At 74.9% G+C, this 26,888-nt stretch carries 26 protein-coding genes and 1 pseudogene; 11 read left to right on the plus strand and 16 right to left on the minus strand.

What is annotated here, in order from left to right; genetic code table 11:
- Positions 1-24: 24 nt before the first annotated feature.
- From Sdagh_RS34660 to Sdagh_RS34670, 3 genes are all read right to left on the minus strand, one after another.
- On the minus strand, positions 25-1,017 hold the full coding sequence (locus Sdagh_RS34660) for an FAD binding domain-containing protein (RefSeq protein ID WP_189414186.1): 993 nt from the start codon (positions 1,015-1,017) through the stop codon (positions 25-27).
- Positions 1,018-1,575, minus strand: a complete 558-nt coding sequence (locus Sdagh_RS34665) for a (2Fe-2S)-binding protein (RefSeq protein WP_189414187.1) — start codon at positions 1,573-1,575, stop codon at positions 1,018-1,020.
- Between the two features lie 142 nt (positions 1,576-1,717).
- Positions 1,718-2,842, minus strand: a complete 1,125-nt coding sequence (locus Sdagh_RS34670; protein WP_190011982.1) for a hypothetical protein — start codon at positions 2,840-2,842, stop codon at positions 1,718-1,720.
- Positions 2,843-2,991: 149 nt separating this feature from the next.
- On the opposite strand from Sdagh_RS34670, the pseudogene Sdagh_RS34675 reads away from it, so the two are divergent.
- Positions 2,992-3,730: pseudogene (locus Sdagh_RS34675) on the plus strand (SDR family NAD(P)-dependent oxidoreductase).
- Positions 3,731-3,748: 18 nt separating this feature from the next.
- Here Sdagh_RS34675 and Sdagh_RS34680 read toward each other — a convergent pair.
- Together Sdagh_RS34680 and Sdagh_RS34685 are read right to left on the minus strand one after the other, a co-directional pair.
- Positions 3,749-4,087: a hypothetical protein gene (locus tag Sdagh_RS34680; protein WP_189414408.1), complete on the minus strand. Its 339-nt coding sequence runs from the start codon at positions 4,085-4,087 to the stop codon at positions 3,749-3,751.
- A 38-nt stretch (positions 4,088-4,125) separates the two neighbouring features.
- Complete coding sequence (locus Sdagh_RS34685; protein WP_190011981.1) at positions 4,126-5,193, minus strand: YihY/virulence factor BrkB family protein; 1,068 nt, start codon at positions 5,191-5,193, stop codon at positions 4,126-4,128.
- Positions 5,194-5,459: 266 nt separating this feature from the next.
- On the opposite strand from Sdagh_RS34685, the gene Sdagh_RS34690 reads away from it, so the two are divergent.
- From Sdagh_RS34690 to Sdagh_RS34710, 5 genes are all read left to right on the plus strand, one after another.
- Positions 5,460-5,858, plus strand: a complete 399-nt coding sequence (locus Sdagh_RS34690) for a hypothetical protein (protein ID WP_189414190.1) — start codon at positions 5,460-5,462, stop codon at positions 5,856-5,858.
- A complete protein-coding gene (locus Sdagh_RS34695) occupies positions 5,855-6,625 on the plus strand; it encodes a hypothetical protein (protein WP_189414191.1) in 771 nt (256 codons plus the stop codon). The genes Sdagh_RS34690 and Sdagh_RS34695 overlap by 4 nt, the downstream gene beginning before the upstream one ends.
- Before the next feature lie 38 nt (positions 6,626-6,663).
- Complete coding sequence (locus tag Sdagh_RS34700; protein ID WP_190076487.1) at positions 6,664-7,164, plus strand: roadblock/LC7 domain-containing protein; 501 nt, start codon at positions 6,664-6,666, stop codon at positions 7,162-7,164.
- A gap of 50 nt (positions 7,165-7,214) precedes the next feature.
- Positions 7,215-7,589 carry a roadblock/LC7 domain-containing protein gene (locus Sdagh_RS34705; RefSeq protein WP_190011979.1) on the plus strand — a complete coding sequence of 125 codons (375 nt, stop codon included), beginning with the start codon at positions 7,215-7,217 and terminating at the stop codon, positions 7,587-7,589.
- Between the two features lie 88 nt (positions 7,590-7,677).
- Positions 7,678-8,409: a DUF4097 family beta strand repeat-containing protein gene (locus Sdagh_RS34710; RefSeq protein ID WP_190076488.1), complete on the plus strand. Its 732-nt coding sequence runs from the start codon at positions 7,678-7,680 to the stop codon at positions 8,407-8,409.
- 54 nt (positions 8,410-8,463) lie between these two features.
- Here Sdagh_RS34710 and Sdagh_RS34715 read toward each other — a convergent pair whose 3' ends face one another.
- Positions 8,464-9,828, minus strand: a complete 1,365-nt coding sequence (locus Sdagh_RS34715; RefSeq protein ID WP_189414195.1) for an FAD-dependent oxidoreductase — start codon at positions 9,826-9,828, stop codon at positions 8,464-8,466.
- A 186-nt stretch (positions 9,829-10,014) separates the two neighbouring features.
- Between Sdagh_RS34715 and Sdagh_RS34720 the strand changes: the two genes are divergently transcribed.
- Entirely contained in the window at positions 10,015-11,481 is a 1,467-nt protein-coding gene (locus Sdagh_RS34720; RefSeq protein ID WP_226536151.1) for an MFS transporter, read from the plus strand.
- A gap of 13 nt (positions 11,482-11,494) precedes the next feature.
- On the opposite strand, the gene Sdagh_RS34725 is transcribed toward Sdagh_RS34720, so the two are convergent.
- Complete coding sequence (locus tag Sdagh_RS34725; RefSeq protein ID WP_189414196.1) at positions 11,495-11,641, minus strand: hypothetical protein; 147 nt, start codon at positions 11,639-11,641, stop codon at positions 11,495-11,497.
- A gap of 178 nt (positions 11,642-11,819) precedes the next feature.
- Here Sdagh_RS34725 and Sdagh_RS34730 point away from each other — a divergent pair, with 178 nt between their 5' ends.
- Positions 11,820-11,993, plus strand: coding sequence for a CsbD family protein (locus Sdagh_RS34730; RefSeq protein WP_189414197.1), 174 nt, complete (start codon positions 11,820-11,822; stop codon positions 11,991-11,993).
- A gap of 174 nt (positions 11,994-12,167) precedes the next feature.
- Here Sdagh_RS34730 and Sdagh_RS34735 read toward each other — a convergent pair whose 3' ends face one another.
- Positions 12,168-14,867: a SpoIIE family protein phosphatase gene (locus Sdagh_RS34735; protein WP_189414198.1), complete on the minus strand. Its 2,700-nt coding sequence runs from the start codon at positions 14,865-14,867 to the stop codon at positions 12,168-12,170.
- A 468-nt stretch (positions 14,868-15,335) separates the two neighbouring features.
- Entirely contained in the window at positions 15,336-16,565 is a 1,230-nt protein-coding gene (locus Sdagh_RS34740) for a glycoside hydrolase family 64 protein (protein WP_189414199.1), read from the minus strand.
- A 365-nt stretch (positions 16,566-16,930) separates the two neighbouring features.
- On the opposite strand from Sdagh_RS34740, the gene Sdagh_RS34745 reads away from it, so the two are divergent.
- Positions 16,931-17,311: an ATP-binding protein gene (locus tag Sdagh_RS34745; protein ID WP_226536154.1), complete on the plus strand. Its 381-nt coding sequence runs from the start codon at positions 16,931-16,933 to the stop codon at positions 17,309-17,311.
- A gap of 24 nt (positions 17,312-17,335) precedes the next feature.
- Here the strand turns inward: Sdagh_RS34745 and Sdagh_RS34750 are convergent, their stop codons facing one another.
- The gene (locus Sdagh_RS34750) at positions 17,336-17,701 is read right to left on the minus strand and encodes an STAS domain-containing protein (protein ID WP_189414201.1); all 366 of its coding nucleotides are present in this window, start codon (positions 17,699-17,701) and stop codon (positions 17,336-17,338) included.
- A gap of 135 nt (positions 17,702-17,836) precedes the next feature.
- Here Sdagh_RS34750 and Sdagh_RS34755 point away from each other — a divergent pair, with 135 nt between their 5' ends.
- Together Sdagh_RS34755 and Sdagh_RS34760 are read left to right on the plus strand one after the other, a co-directional pair.
- Positions 17,837-18,130 carry a hypothetical protein gene (locus Sdagh_RS34755; protein WP_189414202.1) on the plus strand — a complete coding sequence of 98 codons (294 nt, stop codon included), beginning with the start codon at positions 17,837-17,839 and terminating at the stop codon, positions 18,128-18,130.
- A gap of 111 nt (positions 18,131-18,241) precedes the next feature.
- Positions 18,242-19,114 carry a diacylglycerol/lipid kinase family protein gene (locus Sdagh_RS34760; RefSeq protein WP_189414203.1) on the plus strand — a complete coding sequence of 291 codons (873 nt, stop codon included), beginning with the start codon at positions 18,242-18,244 and terminating at the stop codon, positions 19,112-19,114.
- A 46-nt stretch (positions 19,115-19,160) separates the two neighbouring features.
- Here the strand turns inward: Sdagh_RS34760 and Sdagh_RS34765 are convergent, their stop codons facing one another.
- From Sdagh_RS34765 to Sdagh_RS34790, 6 genes are all read right to left on the minus strand, one after another.
- Positions 19,161-21,425: a catalase gene (locus Sdagh_RS34765; protein WP_190076489.1), complete on the minus strand. Its 2,265-nt coding sequence runs from the start codon at positions 21,423-21,425 to the stop codon at positions 19,161-19,163.
- Between the two features lie 168 nt (positions 21,426-21,593).
- The gene (locus Sdagh_RS34770) at positions 21,594-21,836 is read right to left on the minus strand and encodes a hypothetical protein (protein WP_189414205.1); all 243 of its coding nucleotides are present in this window, start codon (positions 21,834-21,836) and stop codon (positions 21,594-21,596) included.
- A gap of 293 nt (positions 21,837-22,129) precedes the next feature.
- Entirely contained in the window at positions 22,130-24,025 is a 1,896-nt protein-coding gene (locus Sdagh_RS34775) for a DUF2264 domain-containing protein (RefSeq protein WP_189414206.1), read from the minus strand.
- The gene (locus tag Sdagh_RS34780; protein ID WP_189414384.1) at positions 24,022-25,002 is read right to left on the minus strand and encodes a hydroxyacid dehydrogenase; all 981 of its coding nucleotides are present in this window, start codon (positions 25,000-25,002) and stop codon (positions 24,022-24,024) included. Before Sdagh_RS34780 ends, Sdagh_RS34775 begins: the two co-directional genes overlap by 4 nt.
- 47 nt (positions 25,003-25,049) lie before the next feature.
- Positions 25,050-25,889: a carbohydrate ABC transporter permease gene (locus Sdagh_RS34785; RefSeq protein WP_189414207.1), complete on the minus strand. Its 840-nt coding sequence runs from the start codon at positions 25,887-25,889 to the stop codon at positions 25,050-25,052.
- Positions 25,886-26,863, minus strand: a complete 978-nt coding sequence (locus Sdagh_RS34790) for a carbohydrate ABC transporter permease (protein WP_190076490.1) — start codon at positions 26,861-26,863, stop codon at positions 25,886-25,888. Before Sdagh_RS34790 ends, Sdagh_RS34785 begins: the two co-directional genes overlap by 4 nt.
- Between the last annotated feature and the right edge of the window lie 25 nt (positions 26,864-26,888).

Consider the following 26,888-nt stretch of genomic DNA (forward strand, 5'->3'; position numbering starts at 1 on the left):
GAAGTCCTCCTCGTGGACGCCGGTTCAGAGCTGGGCGGCCGGCGCCAGCCGGCCGAGGACGTCGAGGGCGAGCCGCCGGGCCAGCGGCACCTTGTAGGCGTTGTCCCGCAGCGGTTCGGCGGCGGCCAGCTCCAGGTCGACGGCGTGCTCGAAGGCGGCGGCCGTGGGCGCCGCGCCGATCAGCGCGTCCTCGGCCCGGCGCGCCCGCCACGGCCGGTGCGCGAGGCCGCCGAAGGCGAGGCCCACCCGCTCGACCACGCCGTTCCCGCAGTGCAGCACGGCGGCGACGGAGGCCAGCGCGAAGGCGTACGACGCCCGGTCCCGGGCCTTGCGGTACCGCGAGGGCAGCCCGCCGGTCGCGGCCGGCAGCAGCACCGAGGTGATCAGCTCGCCGGGATGGATCTCGGTGTCCTTCTCCGGACGCGTGCCGGGCAGCCGGTGGAAGTCGGCGGCGGGCACGCTCCGGGCGCCCTCCGGCCCGCGCAGCTCCACCCGGGCGTCCAGCGCGGCGAGCGCCACCGCCATGTCGGAGGGGTGGGTGGCGATGCACCGCTCGGAGTGGCCGAGCACGGCGTGGTCCCGGTGCACCCCTTCCAGGGCGCCGCAGCCGGTGCCGGGCTCCCGCTTGTTGCAGGGCTTGGTCACGTCCTGGAAGTAGGGGCAGCGGGTGCGCTGGAGGAGGTTGCCGCCGGTGGTGGCCGCGTTGCGCAACTGCCCGGAGGCGCCCGCGAGCAGCGCCTGCGACAGCGCGGGGTACCGGTCGCGGACCACCGGGTGCGCGGCGAGGTCGCTGTTGCGGACCGTGGCGCCGACGCGCAGGCCGCCGTCGGGCAGTTCCTCCACGCCGTCCAACGGGAGCCGGGTGACGTCGATGAGGGCGGCGGGCGTCTCCACGCCGAGCTTCATCAGATCGACGAGATTGGTGCCGCCGCCGAGGTAGCGGGCTCCGGGCCGGGCGGCGAAGGCGTCGGTGGCCTCCTCGACGCTGCCGGCCCGGACGTAGGCGAAGGGCTTCACTCACATCACGTCCTCTACGGCGTCGGCGATGCGCGGATACGCGCCGCACCGGCACAGGTTGCCGCTCAGTCGCTCGCGGATCTCCTCCCGGGTCAGCGGCACGGGCGCCCCGGAGGGCGTCGCCGGGTCGGTGACGTGCGAGGGGTGGCCGGCGGCGGCCTCGGCGAGCACGCCGAGCGCCGAGCAGAGCTGGCCGGGGGTGCAGTACCCGCACTGGAAGGCGTCCCGGTCCAGGAAGGCCCGCTGCAAGGGGTGGAGGTCCTCCCCGTCACCGGCGAGCCCCTCGACGGTGGTGACCTCCGCGCCGTCCAGGGTCACGGCGAGCAGCAGGCAGCTGTTGACGCGCCGGCCGTCCACCAGGACCGTGCAGGCCCCGCACTGGCCGTGGTCGCAGCCCTTCTTGGCGCCGGTGAGCCCGAGATCCTCGCGCAGCAGGTCGAGCAGGACCCGGCGGTGGTCCACGGCGAGGGTGTGGGGTTTGCCGTTGACGCGGAGCGTGGTGTCCGTGGTGTCCGGCTGTGCGTGACCGGTGGTCGCGGTCCTGTCATGGCTGTCCATCGTGTCGGTGACCTCCCGGGACGGGCCGTACGGCTGTCCCGTCCGCGTATCCAGGCCGGCCGCGCTGACACGTGGCGGAACGGGGCCGTCCCGTGGCGGACGCCCGCCGTTCCCGTGCCGGACCCGGGTCACCCCGGCCCGGTCACTCCTCGGGCGGCCGGGCCGGGGCGGTGTCCCGGTCCGCCGGGCGGGCCGCGGACGCGCCCCTGAAGCGCTCCAGGCCGCGGGTGAGGGCGCGCAGCGGGGACACCGGGCGGGTCGCGGACGGCTCGGTGCGGGCCGCGGGCGTCCCGGTGGCCTCGCGCAGGGCGGCCAGCGCCTCGTTGGCCTGCTCGGCGGCCTCCCGGTACAGGTCACGGGAGCGGGTCATCGCCTCCAGCGCCTCGGCGTACATCGCCACCAGCCGCCGCTCCCGCTCCAGCTCCTCGCGGAGCGTCAGCAGCCGCCAGTCCTCCCGCAGCGCGGTCAGCGCCGCCTCGGCGCCGTCCGGCAGCGGACGCTCCCGCGCGGCGAACCGCCGGACCACCGCGATCAGCCCGGCCGGCTCGGAGCCGTCGAGGAAGACCGTCCGCACCGACAGGTCCCCCGCGTCGGGCGCGGCCGGGGTGCCGGGCAGCACGACCGCGCCGCCGCGCGGCACCTGCACGCCGAACTCCTCCAGCGCCCAGTTCACCACCCGCAGCTGCTGCGGCGCCGCGCGGTGCTCGACCACCCGGTGCGCCAGGCCCGGCGGCAGCCACCGCACCAGCGGCACCCGGCCGCGGTGGTCCGGCGTCATCGCCTCGTGCACCACGACATGGATCAGCCAGCCGTCCCGCCCGGCGTCCCGCAGCAGCCGCCGTACGGCCTTGTCGTCGTCCGGCAGCGTGTTCAGGCCACGCAGCCGCAGGCCGGTGGCGGCGTCCCGGTCCCAGGGGACGTCCGGGTCGTCCGGCCAGAACATCCCGGCGGGGGAGGGCCACTCCTGGTCCCAGTGCTCCTCGGCCTCCGCGAGCAGCGTCCACTCCTGGGAGCCGGCCGAAGCGGGCGCCAGGGTCAGCCGGGCGCGGACCGTGACGTCCCCGGCCACCCGCCAGCGCGCCTCGTGGACCCGGTCGGCGTCGGCGCCCTCCGGGGGCAGCTCGTGGAAGTCGTCGAGGACGCCGTCGTCCCGGTGCCGGCGCAGGGTGCGCAGCAGGACGTCCCGCGCGTCGGTTCCGACGTGACGGCCGCGGGCGAACCACACGGTCGGCGGGGTCGTGGGGCGTTCGGTGGAAGAGGTCGGCATGAGTCCATCTGCAGGGCGGGGGCACGGGCGCAGGGCCAGTATCGTCGCCGCGGGCCGTCACGGATCACCCGGGGTGGGCCGACGCGCCGGGCGGGGCAGAGGGACGGCGTACCGCCGTACGGCACGACAGCACGGCGAGGAGCGACCCGGTGAGACTCGACCTCGGCGGACGGACGGCGCCGGCGACCGGCTCGTCCCAGGGAATCGGCGCGGCGATCGCCGTCGACGCCCACCCGGGCCGGCGCCCCGGGCGGGCGTCGACGGCCGCGACGCCGGACGCCTGGAGCGGAGCGTCGCCGCGCTGCGCGAGCAGGTGCCGGACGGGGAGTTCGCCCCGGTGGCGGCCGGCCTCGGCACCGAGGAGGGCGCCGGACGGGCAGGTCGGCGACCGCCCGTCCGGCGCCCTCCTCGTCAACAAGCCCGGGGGCTTCGGCGCCGCGCCCGCCCCGGAGATCAGCGACGACGAAGGGCGCCGCCGACCGCGAGATCGACGTCCCCGCCGGCGTCCGGCTCACCCGCGCCCATCCCCCCCGGATGGGGGAACGGGGCCGGGGCCGCGTGCGGTACGTCGCCAGTGACTCGGCGGCCGTCACCCCGGCCGAGACGATCCACTACGGCATGTCCGGGACGGTGCTCCTCGCGGTCTCCCGGGGCTTCGCCGAGGAGGCCGCGGGCAGCGGGGTCACGGTGAACTCGGTGATCGCCGGGCCCACCCGCGCGAGGGGGGGGCGAGGAGTTCGTCTACCAGCTGGTCGGCCGCGACCTGCCCAGCGCGTCCTCGATGCGCGTCGCCGACCCGGTGGTCCGCCTGAGCCGGCCCGGGTGTCCGCCACCACCGGCGCGGCGGTCCGCGTCGACGGCGGCTGCGTCGGTTCCGTCCTCCCGTGACCGGTCGGCCGGGCCGGCTCACTCCCGGCCGGTGCCACCGCCGCGGCGCGGCCGGTCCGGGTGCGGTTCGCGCCCGCCGGCGAGGTCGGTGACGCCGGATTCGTCGGCGGTGTCGGCGTGCTGCCGGGGCGTGCTGCGGCCCCCGCCGGGCTGGCCGCCGCCGGTGGTGCCGTAGCCGCCGGTCACCCCGGGGACGCTGTCCGCGTCGGCCTCCTCACGGCTGATGTGCCGGGTGGCCCGCACGCCCGCGCGCCGCTCCGGGTACGGATAGCTGAACGGCCGGGACGCGGCGCGCTCCTCCTCCGACGCGGGGGAAGGGGCCTCGTCCCGGTGGTCGTGCTTCTCGTGCTCGTTCATGGCGTCCGCGTACCCGTACCGCCCGGGGCCATGTGGACTCAGTCCTCCCGTTCCGCTCGCCGTCGGTCGGCGTCGTCCCAGGCCCGCGTGTCACGGGGCTCGACGTACGGCTCGCTGTCGGCCGGATGGCCGCCGTCGATGACCCGCTGCCGGGCCAGCTCGGCGTCGAACTCCAGGCCCAGCAGGATGGCCAGATTGGTCACCCACAGCCAGATCAGGAAGATGATCACACCGGCCAGGGTCCCGTAGGTCTTGTTGTACGAGCCGAAGTTCGCCACGTAGAACGCGAACCCGGCGGAGGCGACCAGCCAGATCAGCAGGGCGACCACGCTGCCCGGGGTGATCCAGCGGAAGCCGCGCACCCGGGCGTTGGGGGTGGCCCAGTACAGGATCGCGATCATCACGGTGACCAGCAGGACGAGGACCGGCCACTTGGCGATGGACCACACCGTCACCGCGGTGTCGCCGACCCCGAGCGCGGTGCCGGCCTGCCGGGCGAGGGAACCGGTGAACACCACGATCAGCGCGCTGGCCACGGCCAGCACCAGCAGCGCCACGGTCAGCGCCACCCGCAGCGGCAGCACCTTCCACACCGGGCGGCCCTCGGGCACGTCGTACACGGCGTTCGCCGAGCGGATGAAGGCGGCCACGTACCCGGACGCCGACCACACGGCGCCGACCAGGCCGACCACCGCGAGGACCGAGCCCAGCCCGGCCTTGGCCTGCAACTGCTCGATCGCGTTGGTCAGGACGTCCCGCGCCGGGCCCGGCGCGAGCTTCTGCACGTTGTCCAGGACCCCCTGGGTGGCGGACTCCCCGGCGATGCCGAGCAGGGAGACCAGCACCAGCAGGGCCGGGAACAGCGACAGCACCCCGTAGTAGGTGAGGGCGGCGGCGCGGTCGGTCAGCTCGTCGTCCTTGAACTCCTTCAGCACCCGCCGCAGCAGCGCCGACCAGGAGCGCTTCGGCAGCTCGGTGGGGGAGTCGGGGGCGGCGCGCTCGGTCGCGGCGTCGGGGCCGAAATCCTCGTCGGCGCCGTGCGCGGCGCGCGGGTCCTGCGGACCGGATGCGTGCTTCCCGAGGTGGGGCATGTGAAGTCGGGCCATGCCGCACGAGTAGCCCGTCCCGCGCCTCCCACGCACGCCGTGGGAGGAAGACCGACCGTGCGGACCTGTCCGTACTCCCGCCACGGGCAGGGGCAGCCGGGCGTGGGCGCGGAGGGCCGCGGGCCCTCGCAGTATGACGGATCGAGCGCACGTTCCTCTGGAAAATGCCAAACCCTTCACCCGGCGCGCGCACTTTCCGTAGTGTCCCCGTCACGTTGACGAAGCGGCCGTGCGCAGGGTGCCGACGTGCGGGGAGGGGTTTCGGCGTGCCCGGAATAGACGAGAGCCTGCTGGAAGCGATGCGCCTGCCCGGCGCTCGGGGGGCGTGGCTGGTCGACTGGATCAGCGGACTGGCCCTGGGCGCGGTGGGCGAGGCGCCCGGCGGCGACGCGGAGACGACGGCCGCGGAGACCGCCGAACTGGCCCGGCACGCCGCCGAGAGCGGCGCGCTGGCGCCGGGCGGGGGTGACGGCGCGGTCGGCTCGGAGCCGCCGGTCGAGGACCTGATCGTCACCACCGGGGACTCGTACCACCTGATCCGGTTCGTCAGCACGCCGTTCGACAGCACCGTCTTCCTCCACCTGTGGCTGGACCGCGGCGAGGGCAACCTCGCCCTGGCCCGCATCCGGCTGGGCGAGACGGCGGCCCGGCTGGTGCTCGGATGACGGCGGTGCGCGACACGACCTCGGCCTCGCTGGACGCGCTGGCCGCCGAGGCGGCGACCGGCGCCCTCACCGGCGAGCGGGGCGTCTTCTACCTCGCGGCCGGCCGTGTCGTGCACGTCGAGTCCGCCCACACCCCCGGCCTCGGTGTCCTGCTCACCCGGGGCGGGGCCCTCGCCGAGGACGGCTGGTGGGAGGCGGTGGACCGGGACGGCGCCCGGCACCGGGTGGGCCGCCGGCTGGTCGACAGCGGGCGGGTCGCGGCCGGCGCGCTGGAGGTCTGCCACCTCGGCGCCCTCTTCGACGCCGCCTACTTCGCCCTCGCCCACGACCCCCGCGCCCACCGCTTCCGGCCGGGCGCGGCGCACTGGCTCGGCGCGCTCCGCCCGGTCCCGGTGGCGACCGTGCTCCGCGAGTCCCGGCGCCGCCGCGACCTGCTGCACGAGATCTGGCCCGACCCCCTCGTCGACGTCGCCCCGCTCGCCCGCGTCCCCGGCGCCCGCGCCACCGCCCTGCCGGCCCGGCGGGCCCGGGTCCTCGACCGGGTCGACGGCGTGCGCACCGCCGCCGACATCGCCGAGGACCTCGCCTTCCGGACCTACCACACCCTCGTCGAGCTGCGCCGGCTCGCCGCCGACGGACTCGTCACCACCGCCCCGCGCGTCCCCGCGCGGCCCGGCCCGGCCGCCCCCGACCCGTGCGGGACCGCCTGGGACGACCCCGACGCCGCCCTGCTGCGCCGGCTCCGAGACGCCTTGGAGGCCCTGTGATCCGCGCGCGCCGCCGGCGTGCCGAAAGGAGACTGCTCATGGCCGTCGAGAGCGACGTCCTGGCCGAACTGCACCGCCTGCGCGCCCGTGTCCCCCGGCTCACCGGCTCCCTCGCGGCCACCGTCGACGGGCTCGTCCTCGCCCACGACGCGCCCGGCACCGAACCGGAGGGCCTCGCCGCGCTCACCGCCGCCGCGCTCGGCGTGGCCCACCGCACGGCCGACGCCACCGCCCGCGGCGACTTCCGCGAACTGCTGCTGCGCGGCGCCGACGGCTACGTCGCCACCTACGCCGCCGGACCGGCCGCCGTGCTCACCCTCCTCGCCGAGGGCCGGGTCAACGTGGGCCGGCTGCACCTGGAGGGCCGCCGCAGCGGCGCCCGGATCGGGGAACTGGTCGCCGGCCCGGCCCGTACCGCCGGCGAGCGCACCGCCCCCGCGGACCCCGCCCGCCCCGTCGGCACGCTGCCGGTGCGCGCCCCGCAGCGGCCCGCCCGGCCACCCCGCCCACAGGCCGACGGTCAGCGTCGGCCCACCTGAACACCACCGATCCCGAGCACGCCCGATCACGCACGGAAGGAAGCCCACCCATGGCCAACCTGGAAACAGCGCTCAAGGAATGCCTCAGCTCCATCGACGGGGCCTCGGCCGCCGCGCTCGTCGACTACACCAGCGGCATGGCCCTCGGCACCCTCGGAGGGAGCAAGGACTTCAACCTGGAGGTCGCCGCCGCCGGCAACACCGACGTCGTACGGGCCAAACTGCGCACCATGGAACTCCTCGGCCTCAAGGAGGAGATCGAGGACATCCTCATCACCCTGAGCAGCCAGTACCACCTGATCCGCCTCCTGAAGGGGCGCGGCGGCAACGGGCTGTTCCTCTACCTGGTGCTCGACGCCAGCCGCGCCAACCTGGCGATGGCCCGCCACCAGCTCCGCCGGATCGAGACCGAGCTGGAGGTCTGACCGGCTCCCGTCCGGACCGGGCCCGGCGACGCGGCCCCGGTCCGGACGGGTGTCATGTCCGCCTCCTTTCGCGGGAAGGCGGTCCGGCATGAAGGCGACGACAGCGGCCCGCACCGCACCCGTTCTCGCGCTCGTGACCCTCACCGCGGCCTGCGCGGGCGGCCCCGCCGGAACGGACCGGGCCGGAGCGCTCCGCGCCCCTTCGGGCACCCACTTGGTGATCACCACGGAGAACGGCGTGACCCTGCGCCCCGCCGCCGGCGACGGGATCACCGTGGACGACACGGTCCGCCCGCGCTGGAGCCACCGCGACGGCACCCGGGTGCTCGACCTGGACTGCGCCGGGCGGGACGGCCGCTGCCCCCGGATGCCCCGCGTCGGGGTGCCCGGCGGCGTCACCGTCACGGTCGCCGCGCTCGACGCCGGCATCGACGCCGCCGGGCTCACCGGCGCCCTCGACCTCACGACCGTCAACGGGGACGTCACCGTCACCCGCTCCGGCGCCGACGACGCCACCGTCCGCCTCACCACCCGCAACGGCTCGGTACGCGCCACCGCGCTGCGCGCCGGGACGCTGCGCGCCGGGACGGTCAACGGTGACGTCGCCCTCGCCTGCGCCACGGCACCGGCCGGCGTCGGCGGCAGCACCACCAACGGCTCGGTCCGCCTCGTCCTGCCCGCCGATCCCCCCGCCTACCGCGTCACCGCGGCCACCGACAACGGCGCCGCCTCCGTCGCCGTGCCCACCACGGACGCCGGCGACGGGCGCACCCTGCGGCTCACCACCGTCAACGGGGACGTCACCGCCACGCACGACTGAGCCCCGGGGACGGCTCCCCGGGGCCCAGCGGCAGGTCAGGGCGGACGCGCGGGCTCAGGCCCCGCTGTGGCGGAGCATGTCCTCCCGCTCGACGTACTTGATCCGCTCCCGGCCGTGCGGCTCGCCCTGTGCCTTCTCCGCCGCGTCCAGCCGGTACCAGCCGTCCCAGGTGGTGAAGCGGACGTCGCGCTCGGCCAGGAAGGCGTCGACGGCCTCCGGGGCGGGCGAGGCGGGGGTGTGCAGCCGCTCGTTCGCGAAGTCGTCCAGCAGGCTGGCCACCGTCTCGTTGGCGTCGCCCTTGGTGTGGCCGATCAGACCGATCGGGCCGCGCCGGATCCAGCCGGTGACGTACGTCGACTTCAGGTGCTCGCCGGACTCCTCGATGACCCGCCCGGCCGCGTCCGGGACCGTGCCGGAGTCGATGTCCCAGGGCAGCTTGGGCAACTTGTCGGAGAGGTAGCCCACCGCGCGGTAGACCGCCTGCACGTCCCAGTCGGTGAACGTGCCGGTGCCCTTGACGTTGCCCGTGCCGTCCAGTTCGGTGCGCTCGGTGCGCAGGCCGACGACCTTGCCGTCCTCGCCGAGGATCTCCGCCGGGGACTCGAAGAAGTGCAGGAACAGCTTGTGCGGGCGGTCGCCGACGTCGCGGATCGCCCAGTTCTCCAGGGTCTTGGCGACCATGTCGGCCTGCTTGTTGCCGCGCCGGGTGGCGATCGAGCCCTCGTCGTAGTCGATGTCCTCGGGGTCGACGATGACCTCGATGTTGGGGGAGTGGTCCAGCTCCCGCAGCTCCATCGGGCTGAACTTGGCCTGCGCCGGGCCGCGGCGGCCGAAGACGTGGACCTCCAGCGCCTTGTTGGCCTTCAGGCCCTCGTAGACGTTCGGCGGGATCTCGGTGGGCAGCAGCTCGTCGGCCGTCTTGGCGAGGACACGGGCGATGTCCAGGGCCACGTTGCCGACACCCAGGACGGCGACCTTCTCGGCCTCCAGCGGCCAGGTGCGCGGGAAATCCGGGTTGCCGTCGTACCAGGCGACGAACTCCGCGGCGCCGTAGGAGCCGTCGAGGTCGACGCCGGGGATCGCCAGATCGCGGTCGGCCGTGGCGCCGGTGGCGAATATCACCCCGTCGTAGAAGGTCCGCAGATCGTCGAGGCTGATGTCGGTGGGGTATTCCACGTTGCCGAAGAGACGGATCTGCGGCTTGTCCAGCACCTGGTGCAGGGCCGTGATGATGCCCTTGATCCGCGGGTGGTCGGGCGCGACGCCGTAGCGGATGAGCCCGAACGGGGCGGGCATGCGCTCGAAGATGTCGATGGACACGCCGGGGTCGGCGGCCACTTCGGACTTGAGCAGGGCGTCGGCGGCGTAGATCCCGGCGGGACCGGATCCGACGATGGCTACCCGCAGAGGGCGGGGCATGTGCGGTTTCCCTTCGAGCGGTGACAGATCGACTCGACGGGAAGCCTAAGCTAAGGGCACCCTAAGTGGGTACGCGGGTCCGGTCTATGGGCCCATAAGGCCCACTTATGAGTCCCTTACGGGATTGTTTGGACCGCCGCCGCGCGGTGACCGGTGACGCAGACAGACAGGCGGTACACCGGACCGGTGGAGGCAGATTCCGTGGACGACCCCAACCGCTGGCGGGCCCTGTGGGCCACCCTGGTCGCCGGGTTCATGACCCTGCTCGACGTCACGATCGTGGCCGTGGCCCTGCCGTCGATGCAGCGGGAACTGCACGCGTCGGCGGCGTCCGTGCAGTGGGTCGTCTCCGGCTACGCCCTGGCCTTCGCCCTCACCCTGGTGACCGCGGGCCGGATCGGCGACGCCTTCGGCCGGCGCCGGGTCTTCCTGATCGCGCTGGCCGCGTTCGTGCTGTGCAGCGCGGCGGCCGGCGCCGCACCCAGCATCACCTGGCTCGTCGTCGCCCGGCTCGCCCAGGGCATCGCGGCGGGCAGCCTCGCCCCGCAGAACACCGCGCTGATCCAGCAGATGTTCCGGGGCGCCGAGCGGGGCCGCGCCTTCGGCCTCTTCGGCGCGACCGTCGGCGTCTCCAGCGCCGTCGGCCCGGTCACCGGCGGCCTGATCCTGGCCCTCGCCTCCGGCGAGGACGGCTGGCGCTGGATCTTCTACGTCAACGTGCCCGTCGGGCTGGTCGCCCTGCTCCTCGGCGCCCGGCTGCTGCCCCGCGTGGCGCCCGGCCCCCGGGGCCGCCTCGACCCCGTGGGGGTGCTGCTGCTGGGCGCGGGGATCCTCGCGCTGATGCTGCCCCTGGTGCTGGCCGAGGCCGGCGGACTGAGCCGCCTGTGGTGGCTGTTCCTGGTGGGGCTGGTGATCCTCGTGGGCTTCGTCGGCTGGGAGCGGTGGGTCGCCGCCCACGACGGTGACCCGCTGCTCGACACCGGGCTGTTCACGGCGACCCGCGGCTACGCCACCGGCGCGAGCCTGGCCGCCCTGTACTTCGTCGGCTTCAGCGGGGTCTGGCTGGTGTTCGCGCTGTTCTTCCAGAACGGGCTCGGATACTCACCGCTGGCCTCCGGGCTGGCGGTGACGCCGTTCGCGGTCGGCTCCGCCGGTGCCGCCGCCGTCGCGGGCCGTCTGGTGGGCCGGTTCGGGCGGCTGCTGACCGTGTGCGGGCTCGTCGCCGTCATGGCGGGACTGGGCGGCACGGCGCTGGTGCTGTGGCTGGCGCCCGCGGACTCGGCCGCCTACCTGGCGGCGCCGGCGCTGCTGGTCGGCGGGCTGGGCAGCGGCTGCGTCATCTCCCCGAACGTCACGATGACCCTGCGCGAGGTACCGGTCCGGATGGCCGGCGCGGCCGGCGGCGCCCTCCAGACGGGCCAGCGGGTCGGCGGGGCCGTGGGCACGGCCGCGCTGCCCGGCCTCTTCTACCTGGTGCTCACCGTCACCCACGACGACTACCGCGACGCGGTGGCGCTGTCGGTCGGGACGGGCGTCGCCTTCATGGTGTGCGCGCTGGCCGTCGCCGTCGCGGACTGGCGGCGGGACCGCTCCGGCGCCGGCGGCCGGCCGCCGGAGACGTCTCCCAGCCACGCCCACGTCGTCCAGGACTGAGCCCGGCCGGCGGTCAGCGCCGCTTGCCGAACCGGCGCAGCAACTGCTGGGCCTGCGCCCGGCGGCGCGGGTCCGCGGCCGCCCGGCGCACCTGCTCCGCCGTCCGGCGGCCCTGGGGACTGCGCGCGTACCGCATGATCCTGTCCAGCACTCCGGCCATCACGTTCCTCCTGCGATCGGACCCGGTGCGCGGGCGACGGCCGCCCGCGCACCGACCGCCTACCCGCCCCCGTCCCGCTCACCCGGCGGTCCGGGGACGTTTCCGCCGCGCGGACCGGGAAACCCGCAGGGTCAGCGAACGATCCGTGACCGACGTGACAGCAGAGGTGAGACGAACCGTGGCAGGCACCGAGAAGTCCAAGGCCAAGACCGAGCAGACCAAGGGCAAGGCCAAGGAGGCCGTGGGCCGCGCCGTCGGCAACGAGCGGCTGACGGCCGAGGGCCGCGCCGAGCAGTCGAAGGGCGACGCCCGCCAGGCCAAGGAGAAGACGAAGGACGCGTTCCGCCACTGACGGCGACGACGGATCAGGGCCCCGGCAGCCACGAAGGCGCCGGGGCCCTTTCCTGTGCCGTACGGCGCTCTTGCCGTACGGTCCCCCCCCCGCAGTACGGCCCTCCTGTCCTACGGCCCGCAGCCGCGGACGCGCAGTCCGCCCCGCCGCCCGCCCCCGTCCCGCCCCCTCCGGTCATGGCACCGGCTGCTCCGCCCAGATGACCTTCCCCGCGGGCGTGTAGCGGGTGCCCCAGCGCTCGGCGAGCTGCGCGACCAGGAAGAGGCCGCGTCCGCCCTCGTCCGTCATAGCCGCGTACCGCAGGTGCGGGGAGGTGCTGGTGCTGTCCGACACCTCGCAGATCAGGCTGCGGTCGTAGAGCACCCGGACGCCGATGGGCTCGGCGCCGTGCCGGATGGCGTTGGTGACCAGCTCACTGAGGATCAGCTCGGTGGTGAACACCAGCTCGTCCAGCCCCCACTCCGCCAGCCGTCGGGTCACCTGGGCCCGCACCTCGCCGACCGCCGCCGGATCGGCGGGCACCGGCCACTCGGCGACCCGGTCGGGGCCCAGCGCCCGGGTCCGCGCCACCAGCAGGGCGATGTCGTCGCCGGGCCGGGCCGGCAGCCGCGCGTCGAGCACGGCCCGGCAGGTCTCCTCCGGCGACGGGCCGGCCACCGCCAGCGCGCCGCGCAGCTCGTCCAGCCCGGCGTCGATGTCCCGCTCCCGGTCCTCGACCAGCCCGTCGGTGTACAGCACCAGCCGGCTGCCCTCCGCGAGCCGCAGCGTGGTCGACTCGAACGGCAGCCCGCCGAGGCCCAGCGGCACGCCCGCCGGGACGTCGGCGATCTCCACCCGGCCGTCGGGGTGGACCAGGGCCGGCGGCGGATGGCCGGCCCGGGCGAGGACGCAGTCCCGCGTGACCGGGTCGTAGATCGCGTACAGGCAGGTCGCGCCGGTGACCGGGGCGCTGTCGGGGTCCGTCGTCTCGTCCTGGTCGATGCGGCCGACCAGCTCGTCGAGGAGGGTGAGCAGCTCGTCGGGCGGCAGGTCGAGTGCGGAGAAGTTGTGCACGGCCGTGCGCAGCCGCCCCATCGTCGCCGCCGCGTGCAGCCCGTGGCCCACGACGTCCCCGACCACCAGGGCGACCCGGGCCCCGGACAGCGGCAGGACGTCGAACCAGTCGCCGCCCACCCCGGCCCGGGCCGGCAGATAGCGGTACGCGAGGTCCAGGGCGTTCTGCTCGGGCAGCGTGCGCGGCAGCAGACTGCGCTGCAGGGTGACCGCCATGCTGTGCTCGCGGGTGTAGCGGCGGGCGTTGTCGATGGAGACCGCGGCCCGCGCCACCAGCTCCTCGGCGAGCGCCAGGTCGTCCCCGTCGAACGGCTCGGGCTTCCCCGCCCGCCAGAAGGTGACCACCCCGAGCCGGGTGCTGCCCGCCCGCAGCGGCACGGCGATCAGGGAGTGCACGCCGTACTCCAGCACCCGCCGGGCACGCTCGGGGTCCTGGGCCCGCCAGCCGTCCGCCCGGGTGAGGTCGGGTTCGAGGACGGCGTGGCCGGTGCGTACGGCCTCCGCCTGCGGGGTGGCGTCGGCGAAGCGGATCGGCCGGTCCCGCGGGAAGAGCGGGCCGCCCTCGGCGACGCCGCTGACCGCGACGCGCAGCAGCGGGCGTCCCGGTTCCGGCCGGCCCCCGCCGGGCACCGTGTCGGACAGGTCCACGGTGGCGAAGTCCGCGAACCGGGGCACGGCCAGCCGGGCCAGTTCCTCGGCGGTGCGGGTGACGTCCAGGCTGGTGCCGACGCCCAGGCCGGCGTCGTAGAGCAGGTCCAGGCGTTCCCGGGTGGTCTCGGCGCGGCCGGACAGGGCGCGCAGTTCGGTGGAGTCGCGCAGGGTGGCGACGCTGCCGGGCGGGCCGCCGCGGATGTCCGTGGGCCGCTGGTTGACCGCGAGCAGCAGGTCCCCGACCCGGTGCACCTCGTCGGTCGCCACCCGTCCCGAGGCCAGCAGCTCCGCGGTGCCGGGGTCGAGCCCGAGGCCGCGCACCGGTCGTCCCTCGGCGTCGGCGGGCAGACCGAGGAGACGGTGCGCCTCGTCGTTGGCGAGCAGCAGGGTGCCGTCGCCGCCGACGATGAGGACGCCCTCCCGCACGGAGTGGAGGACCGCGTCGTGGTGTTCGTACATCCGGGTCATCTCGCCCGGTCCGAGGCCGTGGGTCTGGCGCAGCAGCCGCCTGCTGACGAGTGCGGTGCCCGCCGTGGCCAGGACCAGTGCCGTCGCGGCGGTGCCCAGCAGCAGCGGGAGCTGGCGGTCGACGGCGCCGCCCACCCGGTCCAGGGTGAGGCCAGCCGACACCAGGCCCACCACGGTGCCGTCGGCCGCCTTGACGGGGACCACGGCCTGCACCAGCGGTCCCAGGGTGCCGTCGATCTCCTCGGTCACCGTCCGCCCGGCCAGGGCGGGGCCGATGGTGCCGACGAACGTGCGGCCGATGCGGTCGGGTTCGGGGTGGGTGTAGCGGACGCCGTCGGTGTTCATCACGACGACGAAGTCCACGTCCGCCGCCTCGCGGGCGGCCTCGGCCCTCGGTTGCAGCACCGCCGTGGGGTCGGGGGAGCGCAGCGCCTCCTGGATGCCGGGGGAGGCGGCGAAGGCCCCGGCCGCGGCGACCGAGCGGTTGCGGGCCTCGGTGCCGCTGTCGCCCCGGGCCTGGAGCACCAGCGCCGCCACCGCCGCCAGCACCAGCAGCAGGACGACGACGACCTGGAGGACGAACACCTGTCCGGCGAGGCTGCCCCGGGACAGCGCGGACCGCAGCCCCGGGGCCGGTGCGCGCCGCGGACCGCCGGGACGGCGGATGGGCCGGGCTTCCGATCCGCCCGGGAGTCGGACCATATGCCCATGTCTACACTGCCGGGCCGGATGAGGCGACAGACGATGCCCGGGACGCGGTCGTCGAATGTTTCGAGGACCGGGCCGGACGTGACGGGTTCACGCGAAGACCGGTGGCGTCGGAGGACGGTGCGGTGGCAGGCGTCGAACCGGTCGGGGGAGTCCGTGGCCTTGGGCGCGACATTAGGGGAACTCGGCGGGACACGTGAAGGCGCCCCCTCCGGCCCCCTCGCCCCCGGAGCCGAATGTCATGTGTCCGACACGCTTATGGGGAGCCGCGACGGCCGTAGCCGGCCGCTTGGGCGGTGCCGGAGCCCCGAAACGGCGGCCTGGCGGCCGGCGCGTCGACCGGCTTCGGCTTCACCGTCGCGAGGGACGGCAGCGCCGCGGTGCCGGCGGTGGGCGCCCGCACGGCCTCCCGGCCGCGTCCTCCGGGGGCGCGCCGGCCTGCGCCGCGCCCCCGGAGCCCGGTCAGCTGAACGGGTCGAGCGTCAGGTACGCCCGGACCGGGCTGCCGTCGTGCACCAGCGACTCGTGGTGGCCCACGTCGTCGAAGGCGAAGGCGTACGCCTTGCCGTCCGCCATCTGCGCGTGTGCCGCGCGGGCGTAGTGGTTGGTCACCGCGTCCTGGTAGAAGGCGGCGGAGGAGGTGTCCGGCTGACTGGGGTTGGTCAGCAGGGTGGAGCGGTTGAAGCCCGCGCACAGGGTGCGGGAGATCGGGCCGCGCACCTGGTCGTTGGGGGCGTCCAGCAGTCGGTGGCAGCCGAAGACACTGTTCGCGTCCGGTTTCTGGAAGCTGGTGACGACCGCGCCCGAACTGTTCGTGAAGTTCATGACGCCGCCCGAGACCCGCCCGTAGTACTTCACGGCCGGCTGGTCGGCGAACGGCGTGACCGTCAGCGTCGACGTGGCGTACTTCTGCCAGACCCGGTTGATGTAGTCGTCCAGCACCGAGGCGGGCAGGGCCCCGGTCTCCACGCCGTACAGCGGGGAGAGCGCCCGCAGGACGGTGCCGTCGGACCGGGTCTGGATCAGGCCGGACCAGCCGCCGGGCTGGGCGCGCAGCGCGTTGAAGAAGCCGTTGTAGCCACCGGGCCTGAGGTGTCCCGTGGTCGCCGTGGTGCCGTCGGCGCGCTGTACGCCGACCGCGTACGGCGCCGAGAACATGTCGACCTGCGTGCTGTTGATCCACAGGCCGGAGTCGTTGAGCGTGTACTCCGACCAGTTGAACAGGATGTTCCGGTTGGGGTCGGACGGATTCTGGACGGCGGGCTGCACCAGGCCGCCGGTGGCGAGCTGGAAGACCAGTTTCTGGCCGTAGGAGAAGTAGATCCGGCCGGAGAGCTTGGGGATCCGGATCGTCGCGGTCTGTCCGGGGCCCGGCCCGGCGATCGAGGCGTCGGGGGCCGGGACGGGCGGGGCGCCGCCCGCGGGCCAGGCGTGGAAGGCGCCGCTCGCGTCGGCCCAGCCCTGCCGGCCCGACGAGAGCTCGGTGCCGAGGGTGTAGACGTAGACCGGTCCGGAGCGGCCGGAGTTGTTGGTGATCTGAAGGGGGATCGTCGCGGGGACCGCGGCCTCGGCGGGGGCGGCGGCGCCGGTCGCGAGCAGCGCGCCCGCCGCGGTGGTGGCCAGGGCGGTCGCCGTCGCGGCGATCCGGTGCCGGAGCCGGGCGGGGAGTCGCCGGGTGAGTCGTCTGAACATGCGCAACCTCCTACGGGCCCGGGGGGAGGGCCGCGGAGACGTGGGGGTGGGGGACGGGCCGAAGACGGCACGTGGGGGTTGGTCCGAACCTTCTGAGAGCGCTCTCAGAGTGCCGGTGGGGTGTGCGCATGTCAACAGTGGTGCGTGCGGGCGCCGGATGTCACCGGCCCGTCCCGGTGGTGTCCGGAAAGCCGCACACCCCGGGCGAGTTGACGGCAAGCGAAGGGCGGGGTGCCGATCGCTGCGTATCGTGAGGGGCCGCGGGCTCCTGCTTCCGCTACTCGGCCCCGGACCGGACGGTGAGGCTCTGTATGACTCCGGCGCGCAGACCCGATGCCACGGGTTCGTCCGTCCTGTCCACCGCGGTGGACTTCAGGGGCGGCTCGGCGATGATCCCCGCCTCCCGCGACATCGTGCACGGATTCGTGCGGCGGCTCGGCGAGGCGGGGGTGGCGATGTCCCCCGCCTTCCCCGACGCGGCCCGGCTGGTCGCCAGCGAACTGGTCACCAACGCCCTGCGGCACGCGCCCGGCCCCTGCCGGCTGGTGCTGACCCTGGTGGAGGACGAGGGCCAGGTGGAGATCGCGGTGTCGGACACCGGGGACGGCTTCCCCACCTTCCTGCCCCGCGACCCGCAGCGGGTCGGCCGGCACGGACTGGAGATCGTCACCCGGCTGTGCGATGAGCTGATCACCAAGCCGCACGCCCCGGGGAAGACCGTGTACGCGCGGCTTCCCCTGACGTGAGCGCCCGGCGGGCCCCCGCGCGCCTCAGTCCGCGAGGGCCTGCTCGAGCGTCGGGTAACAGGGGATCAGCACGTCCACCCCGACGAGCTGGATGACCCGGCGCACCGCCTGCCGGGGCGCGGCCAGCCGCAGCCAGCCGCCGTCCGCCGTGGCCGCCTGGTGCGCCGCGATGAACACGTTGATGCCGCTGGAGTCCATGAAGGCCACGTCCGCCAGGTCGACCACCGCGCCCCGGGAACCCTCGAGCCCCGACAGCAGCACATCGCGGAGCTGGGCGCTGCCGTCGAGATCCACTTCCCCCGCGAGGGTGACGACACAGACGTCGTCGTCCGTGGTGGTACGGGTGATCAGCAGCCGCTCAGGCACCGCCGCTCCCTCGGTGTCCGACACGCTTCCTCACTTCTCGTGCAGGTCCGGCCATGGTTGGTGACCATGATGTTAAGGGTCCGGGGGGCCTTGGTGGGCAACTTGTGGAGGACCGGCTCGACGCGCGCGGGAGCCGTGCGCTGACTAGGGTCTTCTTCCGTGGCCTACACATTTGACGAGCTCGTGCACAAACGCCGCGCGGCGGACCAGGCGCAGGGCCGGGTCGAACAGCTGCGCGACGCGTACGGGCCGCCCACCCAGCAGCAGTGGACCCCGCGCCAGTCGAGCACCTACGAGACCGCGGTGCGCGCCTGGCGCGACCTCGACCGCGACTGGCGCACCGCCCTGGCCGACTACGTCAGGGAGCACGGGCAGACGCCCCGCGAGGTGGAGGAGGAGGTCGGCAGGGCGCTCCACCCGCACCGCGGCGAGGGACCGGACACCGCCCCCTGACCCGCCCCGCCTGTCGTCCGGCACGGACCCCGTGAGAGAACTGTGCGGCACCGTCCGTCAGTTTCCCCCGCCCCGCTCACCGGGGCCGGGTCCGTCCGGAAGGCACCGTCGATGCGACAGTTCACCGCCGTCGTCAATCCCACCGCGGGCGGCGCCGCGATCCTGCACCGGGTGGCGCCGCTGCTGCGCGCGGCGGGGGCCGGGCTGGAGACGGAGGCCGGCCGCGGTCTCGCCCACGCCGGGGAGCTGGCCCGGCGGGCGGGGGAGCGCGGCCGGGTGGTGCTCGCCGTCGGCGGGGACGGGATCGCCGGGGCGGTCGGCGGCGCACTCAGCGGCACCGGCACGGTGCTCGGCCTCGTCCCCGCCGGACGCGGCAACGACTTCGCCCGTGCCCTGGGCCTGCCCGCAGCGCCGGCGGAGCTGGCCCGGCTCCTCCTGGACGGCGTACCGCGCCCGGTCGACACCGTCGAGCTGGTCTCCGCCGCCCACGACCGCGCGGTGGTGCTGGGCGGCGTCTACGCGGGCGTCGACGCGCTCGCCAACCGGTACGCCAACCGGGCCCGGCTGCTGCGCGGCACCGCCTCCTACTACGCCGGCGCGCTGCGCGCGGTCGCCGGCTGGCGGCCGGCCGGGTACCGCGTCACCGTCGACGGCGAGGAGCACCTGTGCCGCGGTTACACGGTGGTGGCCGCCAACTCCGGCTACTACGGCTCGGGCCGCCGCATCGCCCCCGGTGCCCGGGTGGACGACGGCCTGCTGGACGTCGTGCTGATCCGGCACGCCCCGCGCCGGCTGTTCTTCGCCCTGATGCGGGAACTGGACGCCGGCACCCACGTCCACCGCCCCGAGGTCCGCGTCCTGCGCGGCCGGGAGATACGCATAGAGGCCGACCGGCCGCTGCCCTACGGCGCCGACGGCGAGGTCGGGGCGGCCCTGCCGGTCACGGCGAAGGTGCTGCCCGGCGCGCTGCGCGTCCTGTACTGAGACCTCGTACGGACGCGCCGGCCGGACAGCACCCCGGTGCCGTCGCTCAGACCCGCGTGGTGAAGCGTTCCCACACCCGGTGGCTGCCCAGCAGCGTGGTGACCTGCTCCAGGGCCGAGGTGCCGGAGGTGGCGAGGACCACGCCGGGCGCGTCGGTGGGCACCCCGGCGGCCTCCAGCGCCGCCTCGCCGCCCGCCCACGCGCCGATCGCCTTGCCGTGCCGGAACGCCTCCGACAGCAGCAGCGCCACCCGCGGGTCGGTGGTCGCCGGACCGGCGGGCGCGGGGTCGGACTTGGCGTCGCGGGCGGTGTACGCGTCGCTGCCCGGTCCGGGCGCCCCGGCCAGCAGGACGGCGTCGAACTCCACGGACCGCGCGGTGACGAAGGTCCGCTGGACGGTCAGCGCGCCCTCGCCGAGGGTGCCGCCGGTGGGCGCGACGATCAGCGGGACCATGCCCGCGTTGAGGACCGCCTCGCGCACCGCAGCGACCCCTTCCAGGTCGTCCCCGGCGGTCACGATGCCGATCATCCGGCCCTCGGTGGGCCACACCTGGCCGACCTGCGACAGCGCCGGGCTGGGCTCGACGTCGGCCAGCGGCACGGTCGGCTCCGGCGCCGGCAGGCCGAGGCCCTCGGCCACCTGGCGGCACAGTTCGGGGTCGATGTTGGCGAGGACCTGGAGGGTGCGCTCCTTGACGGCCTGCTCGTAGCACTTGCCCAGTTCGAAGGTGTACGCGCCGACGATGTGCTCGCGCTCGATGGGGCTCATGCTCAGCCAGAACCGGCGCGGCTGGCTGAAGTGGTCCGCGAACGACTCGGGCGCCTCGCGCACCTTGCGGCCCTCCGGGACCGTCACCGGCGCCTCGACGAACGCCCCGTTGTCCGCGCCCGCCGTGAACGGGCAGCCGCCGTCCAGGGAGTTGGGCCGGTAGGGAGCCACCCCGCGGTGCACTGCCGTCTGGTGGAAGCCGTCCCGCTGCATGTCGTTGACCGGCGCGTGCGGCCGGTTGATGGGCAGCTGCGGGAAGTTGGGACCGCCCAGCCGGGTGATCTGCGTGTCCAGGTACGAGAACAGCCGGCCCGCCAGCAGCGGGTCGTCGGTGACGTCGATGCCGGGGACGAGATGGCCGACGTGGAAGGCGACCTGCTCGGTCTCGGCGAAGAAGTTGGACGGGTTGCGGTCCAGGGTCAGCAGCCCGATCGGCTGCACCGGCGCCAGCTCCTCGGGGACCAGGTTGGTCGGGTCCAGCAGGTCGATGCCCTCGAAGGTCTGCTCCGGGGTGTCGGGGAAGGTCTGGATGCCCAGTTCCCACTGCGGGTACGCGCCCGCCTCGATGGCGTCGGCCAGGTCCCGGCGGTGGAAGTCCGGGTCGACGCCGTTGATGAGCTGGGCCTCGTCCCACACCAGGGAGTGCACGCCCAGCTTCGGCTTCCAGTGGAACTTCACCAGCGTCGTCTCACCGGCCGCGTTGACCAGCCGGAAGGTGTGGACGCCGAAGCCCTCCATCATCCGGTAGGAGCGCGGGATGCCCCGGTCGCCCATGAAGAACAGGGTGTGGTGGGTGGCCTCGGTGTGCAGCGAGACGAAGTCCCAGAAGGTGTCGTGCGCGCTCTGCGCCTGCGGGATCTCCCGGTCCGGGTGCGGCTTCGCGGCGTGCACGACGTCCGGGAACTTGATGGCGTCCTGGATGAAGAAGACCGGGATGTTGTTGCCGACCAGGTCGAAGACGCCCTCGCTGGTGTAGAACTTCGTCGCGAAACCGCGGGTGTCGCGCACGGTGTCGGAGGAGCCCCGGGAGCCCACCACGGTGGAGAACCGCACGAACACCGGTGTCTCCACGTCCTGCGCGAGGAAGGCGGCCTTGGTGACGTTCGCCGCCGTGCCGTAGCTCTGGAAGGTGCCGTGCGCCCCGGCGCCCCGGGCGTGGACCACGCGCTCCGGGATGCGCTCGTGGTCGAAGTGCATGATCTTCTCGCGCAGGTGGTGGTCCTGGAGCAGCACCGGCCCGCGCGGCCCGGCCTTGAGCGAGTGGTCGGTGTCGTGGACCCGGGTGCCCTGCGCGGTCGTCAGGTACGCCCCGGACTGGGCCATGCGCGCGCGGTCGGCGCCGGTCGGCTGGCCGGTGGGCGACACCGTGGCCGGGCCGCTCTGGTCGGGCTTGGGCGGCAGCGGCTCGCGGGGCTCGGTGGGCTCGGCGAGCGCCGGGGACTCGGGGCCCGGCTTGCCGGGGACGCCGTCCTCCGGTCCGTCGCTCCGCAGGACGTCGCTGACCTTGTCGGCGACCCGCTTGAGAGGGTTGGCCTCGCTCATATGTCTCTTTCCTCCGATGTCGGCCGGCCGGTCGATGTCGTCACGGCCGGAGCCGCGGGACCCGGCCGCGGGCAGCGGGTACCCACTTGGCGCCGGGACAGCGCACCGATGTGGCGACGACTGTGCTGACGGTCCGTCAGGAGAGGGGGGGCGCTCTCCGGAAGCGGGTCAGACGACGGTCTCGCCGTCGTGGAGGCCGCCGTGGCAGTACTGGCTGAACGCCTCGCCCTCGCCCTCCCACGACACGATGATCATCCCGCCGCCGGCGACGCACTCGCTCGCTCCGACGCCGGCGGGCGCGTGGACCGGGCGGTCCGCGGCGGCCGCGCGCGGGGTGGCGTCCGCCGTCCCGGCGGGCCAGACCAGCGCCACGGCCAGGGCCGCGGCGAACGCGCACGACGACTTGTACATGACTGCTCCCGGCTTCGGTGACCCGTGCCGTACCAGCCTCGCCGCCCCCCGCCCGCCCCGCGACCGGACACGGGCGCCCGGGGGACGGACCCCGCCGCGCCCACCGCCCTCGCGGGGGCACCGGCGCGGCCCGGCGCCCGGCCCGCCCACCCGCACCCCCCTGGCCGGCGCGCGTCCAGCGCGGGCGTCCCTGCTCCCCGGCCGCGCGCCTCGGCGCGGAACCCGGCGCCCGCGACCGGGCCACCGCCCCCGGGCGCGCGGCCAGGACCGGCGCCGCCCCCTGCCCCGGCCGCTCAGCCCGCCCGGTGCGTCACCTCCGCGGGTGAGAAGGAGACGCGGGTCCGGGCGCCGTCGGCCCACAGCACCTCCACACCCCGCGTGCCGTCCGGCACCACCTCCGTGACCGCCTCCCGCAGCGGACGCGGGTCCGGCTCCCCGGTGAGGGCGGCCAGGCAGACGTGGAGGGACGTGCCGCCCGCCGGGCCGGTGACCCGCGGGACCCGCGCCCAGCGGGTGTACGCCGTGCCCTGCGGGGCGCGCAGCCACTCGGGGTCCGCGCCGAGACCCAGCAGGCCGTGCAGCCCCGACACCAGGTCCTCGCCGGGCCCGGTGGCCCATCCGGTCTGGATGACCCGCGCCCCGGCCGGCGCCCCGGACACCCGGTGCGCCCGCAGCTCGTACGCCCCCACCGCCACCGTCACGCTCTCCACCCGCAACCCCGGCACCATCGGCGCCCCGCCGGGCAGCACGGGCCGGTGCCAGGACGCCGCCCAGCCCCAGCCGTCGCCGTGCCCGGCACCGAGCGGGTGGAGCCGGCGCCGCACGCTCGGCCGGCCTGCCACCTCCACCGACAGGTGGTTGTCGGCGGGGTTGTGGGGCGCCGTCGGCCCGGTCCGGGTCGAGTACGCCTGCCGCCCGTAGTACGGGTCGTCCTCGGCGGCCGACTCCCCCTCGTGCGGCCGGACGTGGTCACTGCCGTGGTTGTGCAGCCGTACGATCCCGTCGCCGCGCGTCGCCTGTGCCAGCAGCCCGGGCGCGGGCAGGGCCAGCACCCGGTCGGACACCTCCGCCGGCGCCGGTTCCTCCACAGCCGTCCACAGCGGGTGGTCCGGCGGGGCCAGCAGTGCCACGAACGCCTTCGACGCCCAGTAGGGGGAGGCGGGACCGGAGTACGACTGCAGGACGGCGTCGTGCGGACCGTGCCAGCCCAGGCTCAGCAGACCGCCGTCCGTGAGCGCGCCCCGGTCCAGGAAGTACCGCAGGCTGCCGCTGGCCAGCCGCCGGGAGACCCCGGGCGCCAGCGGGGTGTGCCCGGTCAGCGCGCCCAGACCCACGGCCGCCGACGCCGCGAACCGGTACGTCAGCGACCGGCCGAAGTGCAGCGGCGCCCCGTCCCCGCCGAACAGCAGGGAGAAGCCGTCGAGATGGGCGCGCAGCCGCTCCCCGTACCGCGCGCCGGCCTCCGCGTCGCCGGCGAGGTGGGCGTCGAGCACCGGGTACAGGTGCAGCGCCCAGCCGTTGTAGTGGTCGAAGGCCCGGCCGTCGCCGTCGGCGTACCAGCCGCCGCCCCGGTACCAGCCCTCCAGCAGTTCCAGCGCCCGGTGCCGGGCCGCCGCCGTCTCGGCGTCCCCGCGGCCCACCGACTCCAGGAAACCGGCGACCGTGTACGGGAAGAGGTACCAGTTGTTCGGCGCCGGGGTGTGCCGCAGGGCGCCGCGCAGCCACTCCTCCGCCCGGTCCTGGACACCGGCGTCCAGGTGCTTCCACAGCCAGGGCGCGGTCAGCCGGAGGCCGAGCGCGACCGACGCCGACTCGACCATGGGCTGGCCCTGTACATGGTGGTCGAGGACCAGCGGCCAGGACTCGGTGTCCTCGCGGCCGGGGGTGCGGGTGCCCGACGCGAGTCCCTCGGCGTAGCGGTCCAGCCAGCCGTGCGGGTCGGCGCCGTCCGCGCCCGCCACCCGGAACGCGGCGGCGAGGAACGTCCGGGCGTAGCCCTCCAGGCCGTCCGAGCGGACCCCGGAGCGGGACGGCCGTCCGGGCAGGTCGAGCAGGGCCGAGCCGGGTGTGCTCCAGCGCCACGCGGCGGCCAGCAGCCCGTCGGCCACCGCCTCCCAGTGGGCGCGGCCGTACCCGGTGTACGGGCTGGTCACGCGGTCCTCGGCGGGCAGTGCGAAGGGAATGCTCATGCCAGGAAGGCCAGCCTCTCGCGTCGTACGGGATGGGCGAAACCGGCGCCGGAGGCCCAGCGGCCGATCTCGGCGACGGCCAGGTCGGCCAGCCGTCGCCACTCGTTGCCGAGGGAACCGGCGAGGTGCGGGGTGATCAGCGCGCCCTCGCAGTCCCACAGGGGGTGGTCCGGCGGCAGCGGTTCGGGATCGGTGACGTCCAGCACGGCCCGGACCCGGCCCGCGCGGACGGCGTCGGTCAGCGCGTCCTGGTCGACGACCGGCCCCCGGGAGGTGTTGATGAGCACGGCACCGGCCGGCAGCGCGTCGATCAGTTCCCGGCTCACCAGCCCCCGGGTCTCCGGCAGCAGCGGGGTGTGCACGCTGACGGTGTCGCAGCGCGCGAACAGTTCCGCCAGTCCCACCCGCTCCACGCCCAGTTCGGCGGCGTCGGCGTCCGACACGTACGGGTCGTGCAGCAGGACGCGCAGGTCGTGCGGGCGCAGCAGCTCGATGACGCGGCGGCCGATCAGGGACGCCGAGAGGATGCCGACGGTGCGCCGGTGGTTGCCGACCGTGCGCGGGGTGCGCAGCCAGGCGGCCCGGCGGCGGGTGGCGCGGTACTCCCGGGCCTGCTCCAGCACCTGCTTGCCGGTCAGCAGGATCATGCCGAGGGTGTACTCGGCCACCGGCACGGCGTTGGCCGCGGCGGCGGACGACACCTCGATGCCGCGCTCCCAGCAGGCGTCGGTGACGTGGCCGCGGACACTGCCCGCGGTGTGCGCGACCGCCCGCAGTCGTGGCGCCGCCCGCAGCACCTCCGCGTCGAGCGGCGGACAGCCCCAGCCGGTGACGAGCAGGTCGGCGTCGGCCAGCGCCGCCCGCGCGCGGGGGGTGGACAGGTCGTCCAGGACGGGGAGGGGGGCGAGGTCGCAGACCCGGCGGAGGGCCGCGAGGGACTCCGGGTCGAGGACGGCCCCGGCGGCCTCGGGGGACATGGCCACGGCCGCGCGCGGCCGGAAGCCGGGACCGGGGACTTGCTGGATCACTTGACGGCTCCGGCGGTCAGTCCGCTGCGCCAGAAACGCTGGAGCAGCACGAAGGCGAGGATGAGCGGGACGACGGCGAGCAGCGACCCCATGATGACCACGGGGTAGTACTCCGGCGAGACCGAGGCGGAACTGTTCCACTGGTACAGGCCGAGGCTGACGGGATACAGGTCCTGGTCGGACAGCATCACCATGGGCAGGAAGAAGTTGTTCCAGATCGCCGTGAGCTGGAACAGGAAGACGGTGACCAGACCGGGGCCGAGCATCCGCAGCGCCACCCGCACATACGTGGTCAGCTCGCCCGCGCCGTCCACCCGGGCCGCCTCCAGCACCTCGTCGGGGACGTACCCCCGGCTGAAGATCCGGCCGAGGTACACCCCGAACGGGTTGAACAGCACCGGCACGAACACCGCCCAGAAGGTGTTGACCAGGCCGGCCTCCGACGCCATCAGGTACAGCGGCAGGGCGAGCACCGTCTGCGGCACCATCACCGCCGCCAGCACCAGGCCGAACAGCTTCTCCTTGTGCCGGAAGCGGTACTTGTCGAAGGCGTACCCGCAGGCGACGCTCACCAGCGCGCCGACGGCGGCGCCCAGCACGGCGTACAGCAGGCTGTTGAGGTACCAGCGGCCGTACAGTCCGCCGTCCATCGCGAAGAGGTCTCCCAGGTTCTGTCCGAAGGAGAAGTCGCTGAAGGAGAGCAGGTCGCTGCTGAAGAGGGCGTCGCGGTCCTTGGTGGCGGCGAGCAGCAGCCACAGCACCGGCAGCAGCGTGTAGAGGACGGAGACCGCGACGACCGTGTTGACCGTGAGGCGGCCCAGCAGGCGGGTTCTCATCGGGCCTCCTCGGCGGCGTCGGCACGGCCGGTGAACCGCGTGACGCCGTAGGACAGGGCGACGGTGCAGGCCAGCAGGACCACCGAAGCGGCCGCCGCCAGGCTGTAGTTGGTGCGGTTGAAGGCCGCGTCGTAGATGTACATGCTCGGCGAGAAGCGCGAGCTGATCATCGGGGAGGACTGGCTGAGCAGCATCGGCTCGGTGAACAGCTGGAGCGCCCAGATCAGGGTGAAGATGGCCACCATCACGATGGAGGCGCGCACCAGCGGGGTCTTGACCTGGAGCGCGGTGCGCACCGGTCCGGCGCCGTCCACGACGGACGCCTCGATGACCTCGCGGGGGACGGCCTGGAGGGCGGCGTAGAAGACGACCATGTTGTAGCCGAGGTTGCTCCACAGGGCGATGTTCACGATGGACGGGAGCACCGTGTGCACGCCGAGGAAGTCGACGGTGATGTCGGCGCGGGCGAACAGGTCGATGACCGGGCTGATGCCCGGCGTGTACAGGTACAGCCAGATCAGGGCCGCGATGATGCCGGGGACGGCGTGCGGCAGGAACAGGCCGAGCTGGGCGAAGGCGCGCAGCCGGGCCGCTCCCGAGTCCAGCAGCAGCGCGAGGGCGAGCGCGCCGGCGACCATCAGCGGGATGTAGATGAGGCAGTACAGCGCGACCGTGCCGAGTCCGCCGAGGAAGGTCGGGTCGGTGAGGACGGCGGCGTAGGAGCGCAGGCCGACGAAGACGGTCCGTTCGGGGCCGAAGCCGAGGCCGGGCTGGTCGTCGCTGTAGAAGCTGAGGTAGACGGCGGTGCCGACGGGGATCAGGAAGACGGTCAGCAGCAGGACGAAGAACGGCGTCATCAGGACGCCGCAGGCGGTCAGCCGCCGGCGCCGGGCCGCCCTGCGGGCGCGGTGGGCGGCGGGGGCGGTGGCCGGCGGCGCGAGGGCCGGCACCGCGGGCCGGGTGGTCGCGGTCATGGGGTGTCACCTGCCTTTCGGCGGC

The sequence above is a fragment of the Streptomyces daghestanicus genome (assembly GCF_020521275.1).
In the GTDB taxonomy this organism is placed as follows: Bacteria; Actinomycetota; Actinomycetes; order Streptomycetales; family Streptomycetaceae; genus Streptomyces; species Streptomyces griseoviridis.

Excerpts from the sequence above, each read along its gene's own strand:
- Sdagh_RS34760 (WP_189414203.1), top strand. The coding sequence starts at position 18,242 with ATGCGACAGTTCACCGCCGTCGTCAATCCCACCGCGGGCGGCGCCGCG.
- Sdagh_RS34700 (WP_190076487.1), top strand. The coding sequence starts at position 6,664 with ATGGCCGTCGAGAGCGACGTCCTGGCCGAACTGCACCGCCTGCGCGCC.
- Sdagh_RS34680 (WP_189414408.1), bottom strand. The coding sequence starts at position 4,087 with ATGAACGAGCACGAGAAGCACGACCACCGGGACGAGGCCCCTTCCCCC.
- Sdagh_RS34665 (WP_189414187.1), bottom strand. The coding sequence starts at position 1,575 with ATGGACAGCCATGACAGGACCGCGACCACCGGTCACGCACAGCCGGAC.
- Sdagh_RS34770 (WP_189414205.1), bottom strand. The coding sequence starts at position 21,836 with ATGTACAAGTCGTCGTGCGCGTTCGCCGCGGCCCTGGCCGTGGCGCTG.
- Sdagh_RS34740 (WP_189414199.1), bottom strand. The coding sequence starts at position 16,565 with ATGTTCAGACGACTCACCCGGCGACTCCCCGCCCGGCTCCGGCACCGG.
- Sdagh_RS34780 (WP_189414384.1), bottom strand. The coding sequence starts at position 25,002 with ATGTCCCCCGAGGCCGCCGGGGCCGTCCTCGACCCGGAGTCCCTCGCG.
- Sdagh_RS34785 (WP_189414207.1), bottom strand. The coding sequence starts at position 25,889 with ATGAGAACCCGCCTGCTGGGCCGCCTCACGGTCAACACGGTCGTCGCG.
- Sdagh_RS34790 (WP_190076490.1), bottom strand. The coding sequence starts at position 26,863 with ATGACCGCGACCACCCGGCCCGCGGTGCCGGCCCTCGCGCCGCCGGCC.
- Sdagh_RS34710 (WP_190076488.1), top strand. The coding sequence starts at position 7,678 with ATGAAGGCGACGACAGCGGCCCGCACCGCACCCGTTCTCGCGCTCGTG.
- Sdagh_RS34685 (WP_190011981.1), bottom strand. The coding sequence starts at position 5,193 with ATGGCCCGACTTCACATGCCCCACCTCGGGAAGCACGCATCCGGTCCG.
- Sdagh_RS34670 (WP_190011982.1), bottom strand. The coding sequence starts at position 2,842 with ATGCCGACCTCTTCCACCGAACGCCCCACGACCCCGCCGACCGTGTGG.
- Sdagh_RS34765 (WP_190076489.1), bottom strand. The coding sequence starts at position 21,425 with ATGAGCGAGGCCAACCCTCTCAAGCGGGTCGCCGACAAGGTCAGCGAC.
- Sdagh_RS34705 (WP_190011979.1), top strand. The coding sequence starts at position 7,215 with ATGGCCAACCTGGAAACAGCGCTCAAGGAATGCCTCAGCTCCATCGAC.
- Sdagh_RS34725 (WP_189414196.1), bottom strand. The coding sequence starts at position 11,641 with ATGGCCGGAGTGCTGGACAGGATCATGCGGTACGCGCGCAGTCCCCAG.
- Sdagh_RS34775 (WP_189414206.1), bottom strand. The coding sequence starts at position 24,025 with ATGAGCATTCCCTTCGCACTGCCCGCCGAGGACCGCGTGACCAGCCCG.
- Sdagh_RS34695 (WP_189414191.1), top strand. The coding sequence starts at position 5,855 with ATGACGGCGGTGCGCGACACGACCTCGGCCTCGCTGGACGCGCTGGCC.
- Sdagh_RS34735 (WP_189414198.1), bottom strand. The coding sequence starts at position 14,867 with ATGGTCCGACTCCCGGGCGGATCGGAAGCCCGGCCCATCCGCCGTCCC.
- Sdagh_RS34715 (WP_189414195.1), bottom strand. The coding sequence starts at position 9,828 with ATGCCCCGCCCTCTGCGGGTAGCCATCGTCGGATCCGGTCCCGCCGGG.